Here is a 15,229-nt window from a genome sequence, read left to right as displayed (position 1 = left end):
CGCACCCGCCCCGGATTCACGCACCCCGCGGGCTCACGTCCCGGCGGGCCGCTCCAGGACCAGACGGATCTCGGTGACCTCGTAGCCGGCCCGGTCGAAGGCGGCGGCCATCGGGGCGTTCACGGTGTCGGTGGTGGCGGTGATCCGTTCGGCGCCGGCGGCGGCGTGGAAGCGGGTGATCTCCGCGAGGATCTCGTCGATGAGGCCCTGGCCGCGCTGCTCGGGGACGACGCCGAGGTAGCCGACGTTGCGGTGGTAGGGGGTCGCGGAGGGGATGGCCATGCCCGCGCGGGTGCCGTCGGGGAGGTCGGCCAGGCGCCACCAGGAACGGTCTCCGGGGCAGTCGAGGTAGAAGGCGAAGTCGTCCCGGGCGAACTGCTCCTCGGTCATCGTGGCCAGCTCCTGCTGGGTGTTGAGGTCGAGGCTGCCCCGGGAGAGCCGGGCGAACGCGTCGAGGAACTCCTCGTCGGTGCCCTCGCGGAAGACGAGGCGCCCGGTGGGTTCGGCGGTCCCGGCGGCCGGGGTCCACTCGTAGCGCAGCCGCTCGACCTCCTGCGTCAGACCGGCCCGGGACGCGGCCTCCTGCCGCCAGGCCACGCCGGCGGCCAGCGCGGGGTCGGAGCGCCAGCCGCGCGGCAGGGACATGTTGTAGACCGGGGACTTGCCGAAGGCGGCGTGCCCGGCGGCCAGCAGGGCGGCGGCGAGCGCGGCCGGGTCGGCGACGTCCTCCCGTACCTGGAGGCAGTCGAGGGCGACGGGCCGCTCGCTGTCGGCGCGCCCCCACCACAGGGCGCGGGCGAGGATCCGGCCGTCCTCGTCCTCGGCGAACCAGATCCATTCGGGACGGATCCGGTGCGCGGCCAGCTCCTCGCGGACGCGGTCGGTGGTCAGGGCGGCGACGGGCCCGTCGGCCGGGTAGCCGAGGGCGCGGTCGAGGTCTGCGGGGTCTGCGGTGGCAGCGCGGAAGTTCATCCCGGAGATGATCACACCGGGTGGTGTGCCCCGCCAGGGGTTATCCGCGGGATCCGTCAGGTGGCGCGTGCCGAGGGCCGGCCCCCGGGTGGGGGGCCGGCCCTCGGCTGAGCGGTGCGCGCTACGACCAGGTGACGAGCCGGCGGGGGTGCTCCAGGACCGCCGCGATGTCGGCCAGGAAGCGGGAGCCGAGCTCGCCGTCGATGAGGCGGTGGTCGAACGACAGCGCCAGGGTGGTGACCTGGCGGGCCTTCACCTTGCCCTTGTGGACCCACGGCTGGAGCTTGATCGCGCCGACCGCGAGGATCGCGGACTCGCCGGGGTTGATGATGGGCGTACCGGTGTCGACGCCGAAGACGCCGACGTTGGTGATGGTGATGGTCCCCTGCTGCATGTCGCCGGGGGAGGTCTTGCCGTCGCGGGCCGTGGCGACCAGGGACGACAGGGCCTCGGAGAGCTCGGGCAGCGTCTTGGCGTGGGCGTCCTTGATGTTCGGGACGATCAGGCCGCGCGGGGTCGCCGCGGCGATCCCGAGGTTGACGTAGTGCTTGAGCACGATCTCCTGGGCCGCCTCGTCCCAGGACGCGTTGACGTCCGGGTTGCGGCGGATCGCCACGAGGACGGCCTTGGCGATGAGGAGCAGCGGGTTGATCCGCAGTCCGGCCAGGTCGGGATCGGCCTTGAGCTCGGTGACCAGCTTCATCGTCCGGGTCACGTCGAGGGTGATGAACTCGGTGACGTGCGGCGCGGTGAACGCCGAGCCGACCATCGCCTGGGCGGTGACCTTGCGGACGCCCTTGACCGGGATCCGGGTCTCCCGGGCCGACGCGTCCACGGCGACGGCCGGAGCCGGGACGGCCGCGGGGGCCGGCACGGCGGCGGGCGCGGGGGCGGCGGCGGGCGCCACCGCCTGCGGGGTGATCGCCGCGGCGGCCGCGGCGTGCACGTCCTCGCGGGTCACGACGCCACCCTCGCCCGTGGGGACCACGGTGGCCAGGTCGATGCCGAGGTCCTTGGCGAGCTTGCGCACGGGCGGCTTGGCCAGCGGGCGCTCGCCCGTCGGCTGCGCCGGTACCGCGACGGCGGCGGCCGGGGCCGCGCTGCCGTTCTGGACGGCCACGGCCGGGGCGGTGCCGTTCTGCGCGGGCGCACCGTCGGCGGCCTTGCGCGGCCGGCGCTTCGTCGAGGCGGTGGAGACCCCGTACCCGACCAGGACGGGCTGGCGGGCCTCCGGGGCGGGCTCGTCGGCCGCGGCGGCCTCCGAGCCCGTCGCGACGGCGGGGGCCTCGGCGACCGGGGCATCGGCCGGGGCGCCGGCACCGGCCGCGGTCTGCACCGAGATGATGACCTGGCCGACGTCGACCGTGGTCCCCTCCTCGAAGAGGAGCGCGTGCACGACCCCGTCGAAGGGGATCGGCAGCTCCACGGCCGCCTTCGCCGTCTCGACCTCGCACACGACCTGTCCGTCGGTGACGGTGTCACCCGGCTGGACGTACCACTTGAGGATCTCGGCCTCGGTGAGGCCCTCGCCCACGTCGGGCATCTTGAATTCGCGGATCGTCATGAACGTGGCTCCTCAGTACGCCAGCGAGCGGTCGACGGCGTCGAGCACCCTGTCCAGGCCGGGCAGGTACTCGTCCTCCAGGCGGGCCGGCGGGTACGGGGCGTGGAAGCCGCCGACGCGCAGCACCGGCGCCTCCAGGTGGTAGAAGCACCGCTCCGTGATGCGGGCGGCGATCTCGGAACCCATGCCCAGGAAGACCGGGGCCTCGTGGACGACCACGAGCCGGCGGGTGCGCTCCACGGAGGCCTGGAGCCCGTCGAAGTCCACGGGGGACATCGAGCGCAGGTCCACGACCTCGACGGACTTGCCCTCCTCGGCGGCCGCGGCGGCGGCCTCCAGACAGACCTTCACCATCGGCCCGTAGGCCGCCAGGGTGATGTCGGTGCCGGAGCGGGCGACGCGCGCCTTGTGGAGCTCGCCGGGGATGGCCTCGACATCGACCTCGCCCTTGTCCCAGTAGCGCCGCTTCGGCTCGAAGAAGATCACCGGGTCGTCGCTGAGGATCGCCTGCTGGAGCATCCAGTAGGCGTCGGAGGCGTTCGACGGCGAGACCACCTTGAGGCCCGGGACGTGCGCGAAGAGCGCCTCCGGGGACTCGCTGTGGTGCTCGACCGCGCCGATGCCGCCCGCGTACGGGATGCGGATGACGACCGGCATCTTGATCTTGCCGAGCGCGCGGGCGTGCATCTTCGCGAGCTGCGTGACGATCTGGTCGTAGGCGGGGAAGACGAACCCGTCGAACTGGATCTCCACGACCGGCCGGTACCCGCGCAGGGCCAGGCCGATGGCGGTGCCGACGATGCCCGACTCGGCGAGCGGGGTGTCGATGACCCGCTCCTCGCCGAAGTCCTTCTGGAGCCCGTCGGTGATGCGGAAGACGCCGCCCAGCTTGCCGACGTCCTCGCCCATGATCAGGACCTTGGGGTCCGTGTCCAGGGCCTTGCGCAGCGACTCGTTGAGCGCCTTCGCGATCGACATCTTCTCGATGGCCATGGTGGTCACTCCCCACCCTCGAAGGACGCGAGGTAGGCGGCGAACTGCGCGCGCTCCTCGTCGACGAGCGCGTGCCCGTCCGCGTAGACGTTCTCGAAGATCGCCATCGTGTCGGGGTCGGGCATGGCCCGTACGACCTCGCGCACGCGCTTGCCCAGGACCTCGCTCTCCGCCTCCAGCTCCGCGAAGAACGCCTCGTCGGCGCCCCCGGAGGCCAGCAGGTGGGCCTTCAGGCGCAGGATCGGGTCCTTCGCCTCCCAGGCCGCGGTCTCCTCGTCGCGCCGGTACTTCGTCGGATCGTCCGACGTCGTGTGCGCGCCCATGCGGTACGTGAACGCCTCGACCAGGGTCGGGCCCTCGCCGCGGCGCGCCCGCTCCAGCGCCCAGCGGGTGACCGCGAGGCAAGCCAGGACGTCGTTGCCGTCGACGCGGACGCCGGGGAAGCCGAAGCCCTGGGCGCGCTGGTAGAGCGGTACGCGCATCTGGCGCTCGGTGGGCTCGGAGATGGCCCACTGGTTGTTCTGGCAGAAGAACACGACCGGGGAGTTGTAGACCGCCGAGAAGGTGAAGGCCTCGGCCACGTCGCCCTGGCTGGACGCGCCGTCGCCGAAGTAGGCGATGACCGCGGAGTCCGCGCCGTCCTTGGCCACGCCCATGGCGTAGCCGGTCGCGTGGAGCGTCTGCGAGCCGATGACGATCGTGTACAGGTGGAAGTTGTTGACCGTCGGGTCCCAGCCGCCGTGGTTCACACCGCGGAACATGCCGAGCAGGTTGGTCGGGTCGACGCCGCGGCACCAGGCCACGCCGTGCTCGCGGTAGGTCGGGAAGACGTAGTCGTCGTCGCGCAGTGCCCGTCCGGAGCCGATCTGCGCCGCCTCCTGGCCCAGCAGCGAGGCCCACAGGCCCAGCTCGCCCTGACGCTGGAGGGCGGTCGCCTCCCCGTCGAAGCGGCGGGTGAGGACCATGTCGCGGTAGAGCCCGCGCAGGTCCTCGGTGGTGATGTCCGCGACGAAGGGCGCGAACTCGGCGAGGTCGGGATTGTCCGCGACCTCGACCCGTTCTCCCTCGGGCGTCAGCAGTTGTACGAGCTGAGGCTCGGCGTCGTGCGGCTGTGCGGTGGCAGCGGCGGTCTTGCGGGCGCTCGCCGCGCCGGCCGCCCGCTTGGTGCCGCTGCTGCGTCGCGGCTTGCGCGCGGCAGTGCTCTCCACGGTCACGTGTGCTCCTCCGTCGGTCCGGCACCCGGGTTCTCCGGGGTCCAGTGCGGCTCACCTGCATCTGTACCCGCGCACGGGGTGGGTGCGCGTCGAGTACGGGATTCAGGCGTGACAGGTGCCCCGGCGAGTGCCCTGCGCAATGCACGTTACCCAGTGCGCCGTATAACCGCGAAACCCCGTTTGACCTGCGATTTTGCTTGGATATCCAAGTAAATCGGCGAGGGCGCGAACAACCACTGGTCACAGCCTTGCAGGGGGCCGGAACAACGGCACGTTATCCCGGGTAACTCCGGCAGGGAAGGGGTGAGTGTGTGAAACTGACTTCGTGCGCGAAGACGGAAAAATCAAGGTATTCCTCCTGGACGACCACGAAGTGGTACGTCGGGGTGTTCATGAGCTGTTGTCGGTCGAAGACGACATCGAGATCGTGGGCGAGGCCGGTACCGCCGCGGACGCGCTGGTGCGCATCCCGGCGACCCGTCCCGACGTCGCGGTCCTCGACGTGCGGCTCCCGGACGGCAGCGGCGTCGAGGTGTGCCGGGAGGTGCGCTCGCAGAACGAGGACATCAAGTGCCTGATGCTGACCTCGTTCGCCGACGACGAGGCGCTGTTCGACGCGATCATGGCGGGTGCCTCGGGTTACGTCCTCAAGGCCATCCGCGGCAACGAGCTCCTGAGCGCCGTACGGGACGTGGCCGCCGGCAAGTCGCTGCTGGACCCCGTCGCGACCGCGCGGGTGCTGGAGCGGCTGCGCGACGGCAAGAACGGCAAGGGTGACGACCGGCTCTCCAACCTCACCGAGCAGGAGCGGAAGATCCTCGACCTGATCGGCGAGGGCCTGACGAACCGGGTCATCGGCGAGCGGCTGCACCTGGCCGAGAAGACGATCAAGAACTACGTCTCCAGCCTGCTGTCGAAGCTGGGCATGGAGCGGCGCTCCCAGGCCGCCGCGTACGTGGCCCGCCTCCAGGCCGAGAAGCGCTGACGCGGCCGGCGCGGCGGCCGTCACGCTGAGTGGCGGCGCACGGCCGTGGCCGCCCGTCCCGGTGGGCGTCGGGTGTCCGCCGGGCTGCCCGGGGCGCGCCGGGACCATTCGGGACCAACGTCCCCGATCATCGGGGCGGGCTCCTCTTTCCCGACCGCTCGTCGGTGCCGGAGAGTGGTCGCATGTCCCCTGAGGAACTCCACGCCATCGAACTGCTGCGCCGCGTGCCCTACGGCCGGGTCGCCACCAGCATGCGCGCGCTGCCCTTCCTCGCCCTCGCCCGCCACATCGTGGTGGAAGGCAAGGTCGTGCTGCGGATGCACGCCGGTTTCGGCTACCACCAGGCCTGCAACGGCAGTGTCGTCTCGTACGGGGCCGACAACTTCAATTCCCCCGACGCCGCGCTCTGGTCGGTGCAGTTCACGGGCACCGCGGAGATCGTCGAACCGACGACCGCGGAACTGGAACTTTTCGGTCCGGGGCCGCATTTCGTGGACGGAGCGGTGTTCGACCCGGTCTACATGCGCGTCGAACCCCAGCTCGTCACCGTGCACACCCTCGGGAATCCGAACCGGCGGGAACGGCAATACCAACACGCACTGTGATCATCGGACGAGTCGTCCGGATACGCGGAAGGGCCCGGCGGAAGGAATTCCGCCGGGCCCTTTCCGGTACGCCTGGACGTGCTACCCGTTGGGCCCCGGGTCGCCGCTGCCCCCGTCGGGGGGCGACGGCTTCGTGGTCGGCGGATCCTGCGTCGGAGGCTTCGACACCGGCGACTCCACCGGAGTGGACTTCGACGGCGCCGGGCTCGACGGCGGGTTGGTGCTCGGCGTCGGGCTGGTGCTCGGAGTGAACTTGCTCCGGCTCGGCGTCGGCACGTACGTCTCGTCGTGGGTGCGCGAGGTCTCCGGCGCCGACGGGCTCGACGGGGTCTCGGGGTCCGTGCCGCCCTGGCTGCTCTGCGAGGCGCCCGGCGAGCTCTGGTTGACGCCCGGCGACTTGTCCTTGTTGTTGCCGTTCTCGTTGAAGGTCTTCACCGCGTACGCCACACCGCCGGCGATCGCGAGCACCGCGAGCAGGGCGAACAGCATCATCTTCCAGCGGCCGCCGCCCGGGCGGTCGTCGTAGCCACCGTGGCCGTTCTGCCCGCCGCCCTGGCCGCCGTGACCGCCGCCGCCCGGGAAGGCCGAGCCGTCGTCCGGGTTGAGCGGGGGCACCATCGGCCGCTGGAACTGCGAGGTCGTGGCGTGCGAGGGGAACTGGTTCGGGTGCTGGCCGCCGTTGCCGGCCGGCTGCATCGCCGTGGTGGCCGCGCCGGGCTGGCCGTGCGGGAGCGCCATCGTGACCGGGCCGGTGTTCCAGGTACCGGTGTTCGCGCCCTGCTCCTGGAGCATCTGGAGGGCGTACTGGACGAGCCCGCGCATCTCCTCGGCGCTCTGGAACCGGTCGTCCGGGTCCTTGGCGAGCGACCGCATGACGAGGCCGTCGAGTTCCTGCGGGATCGTGTGGCCCTCGGGCAGCTGCGAGGGCGGCACCGGGGCGTCCTGCACGTGCTGGTAGACCACCGAGAGCGGGGTCTCGCCGGTGAAGGGGGGCCGCAGCGCGAGGAGTTCGTAGAGCAGACAGCCCGTCGCGTACAGGTCGCTGCGGTGGTCCACGGCCTTGCCGAGGGCCTGTTCGGGCGACAGGTACTGCGGGGTGCCCATGACCATGCCGGTCTGCGTCATCGTCGACTGCACGCCGTGCAGGGCGCGGGCGATGCCGAAGTCCATCACCTTCACCGCACCGGTGTTGGTGATGATGACGTTCGCGGGCTTGATGTCTCGGTGCACGATGCCGTGCTGGTGCGAGTACGCGAGGGCTTCCAGCACGCCCGAGACGATGATCAGTGCCTGCTCGGGGCCCGGGGCCTCGGCGCTGATCAGCAGGTCGCGGATGGTGCGGCCCTCGACGAGCTCCATCACGATGTAGGGGACGACGTTCGGTCCGACCCGGTCCTCGCCCGAGTCGTACACGGCGACCACGGCGTGGTGGTTGAGGCCGGCGACCGACTGGGCCTCGCGCGTGAAGCGGGCCTTGGACACCGGGTCCTCGGCGAGGTCCGCACGCAGCAGCTTGACGGCGACGGTGCGGCCGAGGCGCACGTCCTCGGCGGCGAACACCTCCGCCATGCCGCCGCGGCCCAGGCGGTGGGTCAGCCGGTAACGGCCGTCCCCGACCAGGCCGCCCGCGCCCCAGTGCTCGGGACCGTCAGCCATCCCGGCGCCGTTTCCCTCGGGTTCGGGTGCCATCAGTCCTCGCCGTCGTCTCTCTCGTCCGCTCTAGCGGTAGGTCCTCATCGGGTCCTCATCGGGTGCTCCGATGAACGCTACAGCCTCGGAACCGGTCACCGTTCGGACGAAGGCACCCCGTGGCACCGTGGTCACGGAACGGGCACCTGGCTTGACGTGTGCTTGCCCTCCGGCAGACTGGGCGCCACATGCGCTCAGCCAGACGCGTAGGGACACAGCCCGAGGGGAAGCAACAGTCATGAGCCAGGACGGCACACAGGGCCGGTACGCAGGCGGCTCTCTGGCCGGTGGCCGTTACCAGCTAAGGGATTTGCTGGGTGAGGGCGGCATGGCGTCGGTCTACCTCGCGTACGACTCCGCCCTCGACCGGCAGGTTGCGATCAAGACCCTGCACAGCGAACTGGGGCGCGAGGCGTCCTTCCGCGAGCGGTTCCGCCGCGAGGCGCAGGCTGTTGCGAAACTGTCGCACACCAATATCGTCTCGGTCTTCGACACGGGCGAGGGCGAGGTCGTCTTCGGCGGTCCCGCCGGCGGCGACAGCACCGTGATGCCCTACATCGTCATGGAATACGTGGAAGGTCAGCCTCTGGGCTCCGTCCTGGAGTCGGACATCCGCCAGTACGGCGCGATGCCGGCGGACAAGGCGCTGAAGGTGACGGCCGACGTGCTGGCCGCGCTGGAGACCAGCCACGAGATGGGCCTGGTCCACCGCGACATCAAGCCCGGCAACGTGATGATGACCAAGCGCGGCGTGGTCAAGGTGATGGACTTCGGCATCGCCCGGGCCATGCAGTCGGGGGTCACCTCGATGACGCAGACCGGCATGGTCGTCGGCACCCCCCAGTACCTCTCCCCGGAGCAGGCGCTGGGGCGCGGCGTGGACGCCCGTTCCGACCTGTATTCGGTCGGCATCATGCTGTTCCAGCTGCTGACCGGACGCATCCCGTTCGAGGCGGACTCGCCGCTGGCGATCGCGTACGCGCACGTCCAGGAGGAGCCGGTCGCTCCGTCAACGATCAACCGGTCCGTCACTCCCGCGATGGACGCGCTGGTCGCGCGGGCGCTGAAGAAGAACCCGAACGAGCGCTACCCCACGGCCGCCGCGATGCGCGACGACCTGATGCGGGTGCTGTCGGCCGGTCAGACGGGCGCCCCCGTCATCGTGCCCGGCGCCGTCACCGGCGGCAGCGGGGCGGGCGTGGGCTCGGCCGTGTTCCCGCCCGTGGACTCCGGCTTCCAGTCGCCGCCGCCGCACGCGCTCCAGCAGCCCTACCAGAACCCGCAGACACCGGCGCCGTCCCCGTACGCGCCGACGCCCGCGCCGCAGCACCAGGGCGGTTACGCGTACCCGCAGCAGGGCGTGCACACCCCGCCGCCCGCGCAGCAGTACGCGCCGCAGACCCCGGCGCCGTTCACCATCTCGCCGTCGAACACCGGCGGATCGGGTTCCGGTCCGGCGGGCGGCTCCGGCGGCGGCAAGCGGAACACGCCCGTCATCGTGGGCGCGATCGTGGTGGCCCTGCTGGCCGTCGGCGGTCTCATCGCGGCGATCTCGATGAACGGCAAGGACGAGGACCCGCAGGCCGGGCCGAGCACCCCGAGCGCGTCGGCGTCCGGATCGGCCGCGGCGGGCCACAAGGGGCCTGACCTCTCGCGGACGATCGACGCCGAGAAGTGCAAGAAGGCCAGCAAGTCCTACAAGGACGCGAACAAGGTCATGGCGCCGGACCTGCGGTACAAGAACCTCCGCTCGGTCAAGGAGTGCCTCCAGGCCGCCGGCTGGCGCTACGAGATCGAGATGCGGGACGAGGCCGTCTACGGCCAGGACACCGTGCTGGAGCAGCTGCCCGCGGCCGGTACGGACGTCGCCAAGGACGACACGGAGTTCACGCTGATCGTCTCCACCGGCAACCCGCAGTAGGGGCCGCCCCGGTTCCCCGGGGGCCCCGCACGACACACCCGGCATCCCGGGCCACCCCTATGGGCGGCCCGGGATGCCGCTTTTGCCCCATTATGTAAATCTGAGCACGTCGTGTCGGTCGCTTCCGCTTCGGTCGTGCCGGTCGCTACCGCTCCGGTCGTGGCCGTCGCTTCCGCTTCGGTCGTGCCGGTCGCTTCCGTCGTGTCGGTCACTTCCGCTTCATCGGTCACCCGGAACGGGAGGGGCTCCCCGTGATCCACCGCCTCCGCGCACCGCACCGGGCGGCCGGAGCCGCGCTCGCAGCCGCGCTGTTGCTGGTGGCGGCGCCGGCGAGCGCCACCCCCGCCCGCGCCCCCGGCGCCGCCGCGCCCGCGGGTGCCGCGCACGTGGCCGACGTACCGGACGAGGCGTACGAGGAACTCGCCGGCAGCGCAGCGGGCGTCGGCCGGGAGCGCCCCGGGCGGCCCGCCGCCGAGCCGGCCTCCGTCGAGCTGGCCCCGGTGTCGCGGCCGGTGCGGCCCGGCCGGCCCGCTCACCCCGACCACCCCGACCACGCCGACCAGCCCGACCAGCCCCGCCGTCCCGCGCGTCCGGCGCACCCCGCGCGGCCGCCCGCGGAGCCGGCCGTTCCGGCCGTGCCGCCGGTGCCGCCGGAGGGCGTCGCCCCGGAGCCGCTGCCGCACGTCGAACCGGACCCGCCCGCCTCGGTCAACGCGCTCGGCACCGGGCCGAACGAGCGGGCCGCCGACCTGGCCGCCCACCTGGTGCCGCTCGGCACCGGACTGGCCCTCATGGGGCTGGGCCTCGGCTACATGGGCGTGCGGCTGCGGCGCGGCCGCTGAGGACCCCGCGGGGCTTCGGGCCGTCCCGGCCCGTCCGGTCCCGTCCGGGGCAGGCTTGCGAGCGACGGCATACTCGGTATACATACTGAGTATGTCGATTCGCCACGGCCTTCTCGCCCTGCTGGAACGGGGCCCCCGGTACGGCTCACAGCTGCGCACCGAATTCGAGTCCCGCACCGGTTCCACCTGGCCGCTCAACGTCGGGCAGGTGTACACCACCCTCGCCCGCCTGGAGCGCGACGGCCTCGTCGCCCCCGGCGGCGAGGACCCGGCCGGGCACACCCTCTACGTCATCACCGACACCGGACGCGCCGAACTGCACCAGTGGTACGAGCGCCCCGTCGACCGCACCAACCCGCCCCGTGACGAGCTGTCCATCAAGCTCGCCATGGCCGTCGGCGCCCCCGGCGTCGACATCCGCGCCGTCATCCAGTCCCAGCGGCACGCCACGGTCCAGGCCATGCAGGACTACACCCGGCTCAAGGCACAGGCCCTCGCCGCCATCGAGAGCGGCCGGGCGGACGAACGCGACGACCTGGCCTGGCTGCTGGTCCTGGAACAGCTGATCTTCCAGACCGAGGCCGAGGCCCGCTGGCTCGACCACTCCGAGGCACGGCTCGTACGGATCTCCCAGCAGGCCGCCCGGGCACCCTCCGAGCCCGCCCCGCCCGGGCCCACCGCCACCGGATCCGTCACCGAGCCCGCCGCCGGCACCACCGCCGGCCGGCCCCGTACCGCCCGCACGCGGCGGGGCTGAACCACCGCTCCCAGGGGGAACCCCTCATGCCCGACCAGCACCGCACACAGCCCGTACTCCAGCTCGACCAGCTCGTCCGCACGCACGGCAGCGGCCCCACCGAGGTGCACGCCCTGCGCGGGATCGACCTCAGCGTCCACCCCGGCGAACTCGTCGCCGTGATGGGCCCGTCCGGCTCCGGCAAGTCCACGCTGCTCACCCTCGCGGGCGGCCTCGACACCCCGACCAGCGGCCGGGTCGTCGTCGAGGGCGTCGACATCACCACCGCGAGCCGCAAGCAGCTCGCCGCGCTGCGCCGCCGCAGCATCGGCTACGTCTTCCAGGACTACAACCTCATACCGGCGCTCACCGCCGCCGAGAACGTCGCCCTGCCCCTCGAACTCGACGGCGTCTCCGCCCGCAAGGGCCGCACCGCCGCCCTCGCCGCGCTGGAGGAGATGGGCCTCGGCCAGCTCGCCCACCGCTTCCCCGACGAGATGTCGGGCGGCCAGCAGCAGCGCGTGGCCATCGCCCGCGCCCTGGTCGGCGACCGCCGACTGGTCCTCGCCGACGAGCCCACCGGTGCCCTCGACTCCGAGACCGGCGAGTCCGTACTCGCCCTGCTGCGCACCCGCTGCGACGCGGGCGCGGCCGGGATCCTGGTCACGCACGAACCCCGTTTCGCCGCCTGGGCGGACCGGGTCGTCTTCCTGCGCGACGGCACCGTCGTCGACGAGACCCTGCGCAGCGGGGCCGATTCGCTGCTCTCCGGGCGGGCGGCCGGCCTGTGACCTCCCCGCTCCGCTCCTGGTACCACCCCTGGGCCGCGGCCCTGCGCATCGCCCGCCGGGACGCCTGGCGCGCCAAGGGCCGCAGCGCCCTCGTCCTGTCGATGATCGCCCTGCCGATCGTCGGCGTGAGCGCCGCCGACCTCGCCTTCCGCAGCGGCGAACTCACCCCCGAACAGACGCTGAGCCGTTCCATCGGCGCCGCCGACGCCCGGATCACCGAAGCCGGCGTCGACGGACCCGTCTACCAGCACCCCGACGGCAGGAACCACGCCCCCGTCGGCGGCTACGACGCCTACCGGCCGGCCGCCGACGGGAAGGAACGCCCGTCGCTGAAGTCCCTGATCCCCGCCGGGGTCAAGGCCGTCCCCGACACCACGGCCCACGCCAAGGTGCACACCGCGCACGGCCTGCTCGCGACCGAACTGCGCGAGCTCGACGTGCACGACCCGCTGGCCAAGGGCATCATCGCCCTCGACCGCGGCCGGCTGCCCGAGAAACCGGGCGAGATCATCGCCACCACCAGCTTCCTGGAGGCCTCGGGTCTGTACGTCGGCTCCTCGGCCACCCCGCGCGGCTCGCAGGCCTCGTACAAGATCGTGGGAGCTTACGAGCTGCCCTCGCACCTGAAGAACCCCGAGCTGCTCGCCCTGCCCGGCCAGCTGCTCGCCCCGCTCGACAAGGCCCTCCAGGCCTCCGGAACGACCGGGATCCGGGCCGAGGACGCCTTCCTCCTGTCGATCGGCGCGGGCTCGGGCTCGGGCTCCGGCTCGGGCTCGGCTGGTTTCACGTGGAACATGGTCAAGGAGGCCAACACCAAGGGCGTCCTCGTGCTGTCCCGCGCGGTGACCCTGAACCCGCCCGCCGACTCCGAGGTGCCGCTGTTCAAGCAGCAGCCGAAGGAGCAGTTCGACATCAACGGTGGCGGCGGGGCCACCGAGAAGGCCGTCCTCGCCACCGTCGTCGGCCTCACCATGCTGGAGATCTGCCTGCTCGCCGGACCCGCCTTCGCGGTCGGCGCCCGGCGCTCCCGACGCCAGCTGGGCCTGCTCGGCGCCAACGGCGGCGACCGGCGGCACATCCGGGCCGTCGTCCTCTCCGGCGGCCTGGTGATCGGCGCCGCGGCCGCCGTCATCGGCACCGCCGTCGGCGTGGCCCTCACCATCGCGCTGCGGCCCGTCCTGGAGGAACAGCTCGGCGCCCGCTTCGGCGGCCTCTCGTTCCGCCCGCTGGAACTCCTCGGCATCGCCCTGCTCGCCGTCGTGACCGGCCTGCTGGCCGCGATCGTCCCCGCCGTGACCGCGTCCCGGCAGACCGTCCTGGCCTCGCTCACCGGCCGCCGCGGCGTACGCCGCGCGAACCGGATCCTGCCCGTCGTCGGTCTGGTCGCCGTCGCCGCGGGCGCCACGATCGCCCTGTACGGAGCTCGCTTCCAGAGCAGCTCCACCGTCGTCGCAGGCGGCAGCGCCCTCGCCGAGCTGGGCATCGTCGCCCTCACCCCGGTCCTCGTCGGCCTCTTCGGCCGGGTCGGGCGCTGGCTGCCGCTGTCGCCGCGGCTCGCGCTGCGCGACGCCGTCCGCAACCGGGGCCGTACGGCGCCGGCCGTGGCCGCCGTACTGGCCGCCGTCGCCGGAACCGTCGCCGTCTCCACCTACCAGCACAGCCGAGACGTTCAGGCACGCCAGGAGTACACCGCTCAGCTCCCGGCCAACGCCGGGTCCCTGTTCAGCGACAACAGCGGCTACAAGGACGTTCCGGCCCTGCGGGAGAGCCTCTCGAAGAACCTGCCCGTGGCCGTACGGGCCGACGTGGACCGGATGGTCGTCGGCAACGCCGGCTGCGAGTCGTACTCCTCTGATCCGAAGTGCGGGCAGGTCGAGCTCATCGTCCCGAAGGAGCAGCGCTGCCCGCTCTACGAGGCCCCGAACGGACCCGCCTCCTTCACCCCGGAAAAGGCCCGTGAGCTGCGGCAGGACCCCCGCTGCGCGTTCCGCGAGTTCTCGCCCGCCGTCGACGTGTTCGTCGCGGACGAGAAGCTGCTGAGCGTGCTGGCGGTCACCGACCCCGGTTCCACCGCGGCCCTGAAGGCGGGTCAGCCCGTCTCCTTCGACCGCCGCGACGTGAAGGACGGGAAGGTCACCCTGCGGATCGTCACCGACCACGACGCCGCCGACCGGGCCCGCCGCGACAACGCCGAACTGCCCGGCCAGGACAAGGTGTTCGCCACCCACCAGGCGCCCGCCTCGGCGGAGTCGTGGGGCGTACGGCTGGTCCTGCCGCCCTCCGCCGTCAAGGCCGCCGGCATCGCCACGGCCCCGGCCGGCGCGTTCTTCAGCCTCGACGGAAAGGCCGGCAGCGAGCAGCGGCAGCGCTTCGACGGAGAGCTCGACCGGATGGGCGCCGACGCCAGCCTGATGATCGAGGAGGGGTACCAGGACGAAAGCACCCTGGGCGTGCTCGTCCTCACCGTCTTCGCGGGCCTGGTCACCATCGGCGCGGCCGGCATCGCGACCGGCCTGGCCCAGGCCGACGCCGAGGCCGACCTGAAGACCCTCGCGGCCGTCGGCGCTCCGCCGCGGGTCCGTCGCACGCTCAGCGGCCTCCAGTGCGCGGTGGTCGCCCTGATGGGCGTGGTCCTGGGCTCCGCGGCCGGCATCCTGCCCGCCGTCGGACTGCGGATCACCCAGGAGCAGGAGCAGGAGCGGCTGCTCCGCACGCACATCGAGATGGGGTACCAGGCGCTCACCGACACCGCGGTCCACGTGCCGATCGCCGTGCCGTGGTCCACGCTCGCCGGGCTCCTCGTCGTCGTCCCGCTCGGGGCCGGTCTGCTGGCCGCGCTCGTCACCAAGTCGAGCGGAGCGCTGGCGCGGCGCGAAGCCGGGTGATGTCACTGCCCCCGCACAGGGTGGATCACGCC

General features: G+C 72.5%; 12 protein-coding genes. 7 read left to right on the top strand and 5 right to left on the bottom strand.

Annotation, left to right across the window (positions count from 1 at the left end; translation table 11 throughout):
- Nucleotides 1-33 precede the first annotated feature (33 nt).
- The 4 genes from AC07B0_RS15350 to pdhA form a co-directional block, all read right to left on the bottom strand.
- On the bottom strand, nucleotides 34-972 hold the full coding sequence (locus tag AC07B0_RS15350; RefSeq protein ID WP_478898332.1) for a GNAT family N-acetyltransferase: 939 nt from the start codon (nucleotides 970-972) through the stop codon (nucleotides 34-36).
- Nucleotides 973-1,093: 121 nt separating this feature from the next.
- Nucleotides 1,094-2,536, bottom strand: a complete 1,443-nt coding sequence (locus tag AC07B0_RS15345) for a dihydrolipoamide acetyltransferase family protein (protein ID WP_478898331.1) — start codon at nucleotides 2,534-2,536, stop codon at nucleotides 1,094-1,096.
- Nucleotides 2,537-2,548: 12 nt separating this feature from the next.
- Complete coding sequence (locus tag AC07B0_RS15340) at nucleotides 2,549-3,529, bottom strand: alpha-ketoacid dehydrogenase subunit beta (RefSeq protein ID WP_356873386.1); 981 nt, start codon at nucleotides 3,527-3,529, stop codon at nucleotides 2,549-2,551.
- 5 nt (nucleotides 3,530-3,534) lie between these two features.
- On the bottom strand, nucleotides 3,535-4,743 hold the full coding sequence (pdhA, locus tag AC07B0_RS15335; RefSeq protein ID WP_356873384.1) for a pyruvate dehydrogenase (acetyl-transferring) E1 component subunit alpha: 1,209 nt from the start codon (nucleotides 4,741-4,743) through the stop codon (nucleotides 3,535-3,537).
- 325 nt (nucleotides 4,744-5,068) lie between these two features.
- On the opposite strand from pdhA, the gene AC07B0_RS15330 reads away from it, so the two are divergent.
- Nucleotides 5,069-5,728: a response regulator gene (locus AC07B0_RS15330; protein ID WP_030225053.1), complete on the top strand. Its 660-nt coding sequence runs from the start codon at nucleotides 5,069-5,071 to the stop codon at nucleotides 5,726-5,728.
- Nucleotides 5,729-5,910: 182 nt separating this feature from the next.
- On the top strand, nucleotides 5,911-6,333 hold the full coding sequence (locus AC07B0_RS15325) for a pyridoxamine 5'-phosphate oxidase family protein (RefSeq protein ID WP_356873382.1): 423 nt from the start codon (nucleotides 5,911-5,913) through the stop codon (nucleotides 6,331-6,333).
- An 81-nt stretch (nucleotides 6,334-6,414) separates the two neighbouring features.
- Here the strand turns inward: AC07B0_RS15325 and AC07B0_RS15320 are convergent, their stop codons facing one another.
- On the bottom strand, nucleotides 6,415-8,022 hold the full coding sequence (locus AC07B0_RS15320) for a protein kinase domain-containing protein (RefSeq protein WP_356873380.1): 1,608 nt from the start codon (nucleotides 8,020-8,022) through the stop codon (nucleotides 6,415-6,417).
- Between the two features lie 238 nt (nucleotides 8,023-8,260).
- Here AC07B0_RS15320 and AC07B0_RS15315 point away from each other — a divergent pair, with 238 nt between their 5' ends.
- From AC07B0_RS15315 to AC07B0_RS15295, 5 genes are all read left to right on the top strand, one after another.
- Nucleotides 8,261-9,943, top strand: coding sequence for a protein kinase domain-containing protein (locus tag AC07B0_RS15315; protein WP_356873378.1), 1,683 nt, complete (start codon nucleotides 8,261-8,263; stop codon nucleotides 9,941-9,943).
- 251 nt (nucleotides 9,944-10,194) lie between these two features.
- Nucleotides 10,195-10,785 carry a hypothetical protein gene (locus tag AC07B0_RS15310; protein WP_478898329.1) on the top strand — a complete coding sequence of 197 codons (591 nt, stop codon included), beginning with the start codon at nucleotides 10,195-10,197 and terminating at the stop codon, nucleotides 10,783-10,785.
- A gap of 91 nt (nucleotides 10,786-10,876) precedes the next feature.
- Nucleotides 10,877-11,542, top strand: coding sequence for a PadR family transcriptional regulator (locus tag AC07B0_RS15305; protein WP_356873374.1), 666 nt, complete (start codon nucleotides 10,877-10,879; stop codon nucleotides 11,540-11,542).
- Nucleotides 11,543-11,568: 26 nt separating this feature from the next.
- Complete coding sequence (locus AC07B0_RS15300) at nucleotides 11,569-12,312, top strand: ABC transporter ATP-binding protein (protein ID WP_467297994.1); 744 nt, start codon at nucleotides 11,569-11,571, stop codon at nucleotides 12,310-12,312.
- Nucleotides 12,313-12,413: 101 nt separating this feature from the next.
- Nucleotides 12,414-15,197, top strand: a complete 2,784-nt coding sequence (locus tag AC07B0_RS15295; RefSeq protein WP_478898508.1) for an FtsX-like permease family protein — start codon at nucleotides 12,414-12,416, stop codon at nucleotides 15,195-15,197.
- Nucleotides 15,198-15,229 lie beyond the last annotated feature (32 nt).

This window comes from Streptomyces sp. NPDC044704, assembly GCF_056433525.1.
Note: the sequence above shows the minus strand (reverse complement) of the source record. Positions and strands in the feature narration are given on the sequence as shown.

Excerpts from the sequence above, each read along its gene's own strand:
- AC07B0_RS15350 (WP_478898332.1), bottom strand. The coding sequence starts at position 972 with ATGAACTTCCGCGCTGCCACCGCAGACCCCGCAGACCTCGACCGCGCC.
- AC07B0_RS15345 (WP_478898331.1), bottom strand. The coding sequence starts at position 2,536 with ATGACGATCCGCGAATTCAAGATGCCCGACGTGGGCGAGGGCCTCACC.
- AC07B0_RS15340 (WP_356873386.1), bottom strand. The coding sequence starts at position 3,529 with ATGGCCATCGAGAAGATGTCGATCGCGAAGGCGCTCAACGAGTCGCTG.
- AC07B0_RS15325 (WP_356873382.1), top strand. The coding sequence starts at position 5,911 with ATGTCCCCTGAGGAACTCCACGCCATCGAACTGCTGCGCCGCGTGCCC.
- AC07B0_RS15320 (WP_356873380.1), bottom strand. The coding sequence starts at position 8,022 with ATGGCACCCGAACCCGAGGGAAACGGCGCCGGGATGGCTGACGGTCCC.
- AC07B0_RS15315 (WP_356873378.1), top strand. The coding sequence starts at position 8,261 with ATGAGCCAGGACGGCACACAGGGCCGGTACGCAGGCGGCTCTCTGGCC.
- AC07B0_RS15305 (WP_356873374.1), top strand. The coding sequence starts at position 10,877 with ATGTCGATTCGCCACGGCCTTCTCGCCCTGCTGGAACGGGGCCCCCGG.
- AC07B0_RS15300 (WP_467297994.1), top strand. The coding sequence starts at position 11,569 with ATGCCCGACCAGCACCGCACACAGCCCGTACTCCAGCTCGACCAGCTC.
- AC07B0_RS15295 (WP_478898508.1), top strand. The coding sequence starts at position 12,414 with ATGATCGCCCTGCCGATCGTCGGCGTGAGCGCCGCCGACCTCGCCTTC.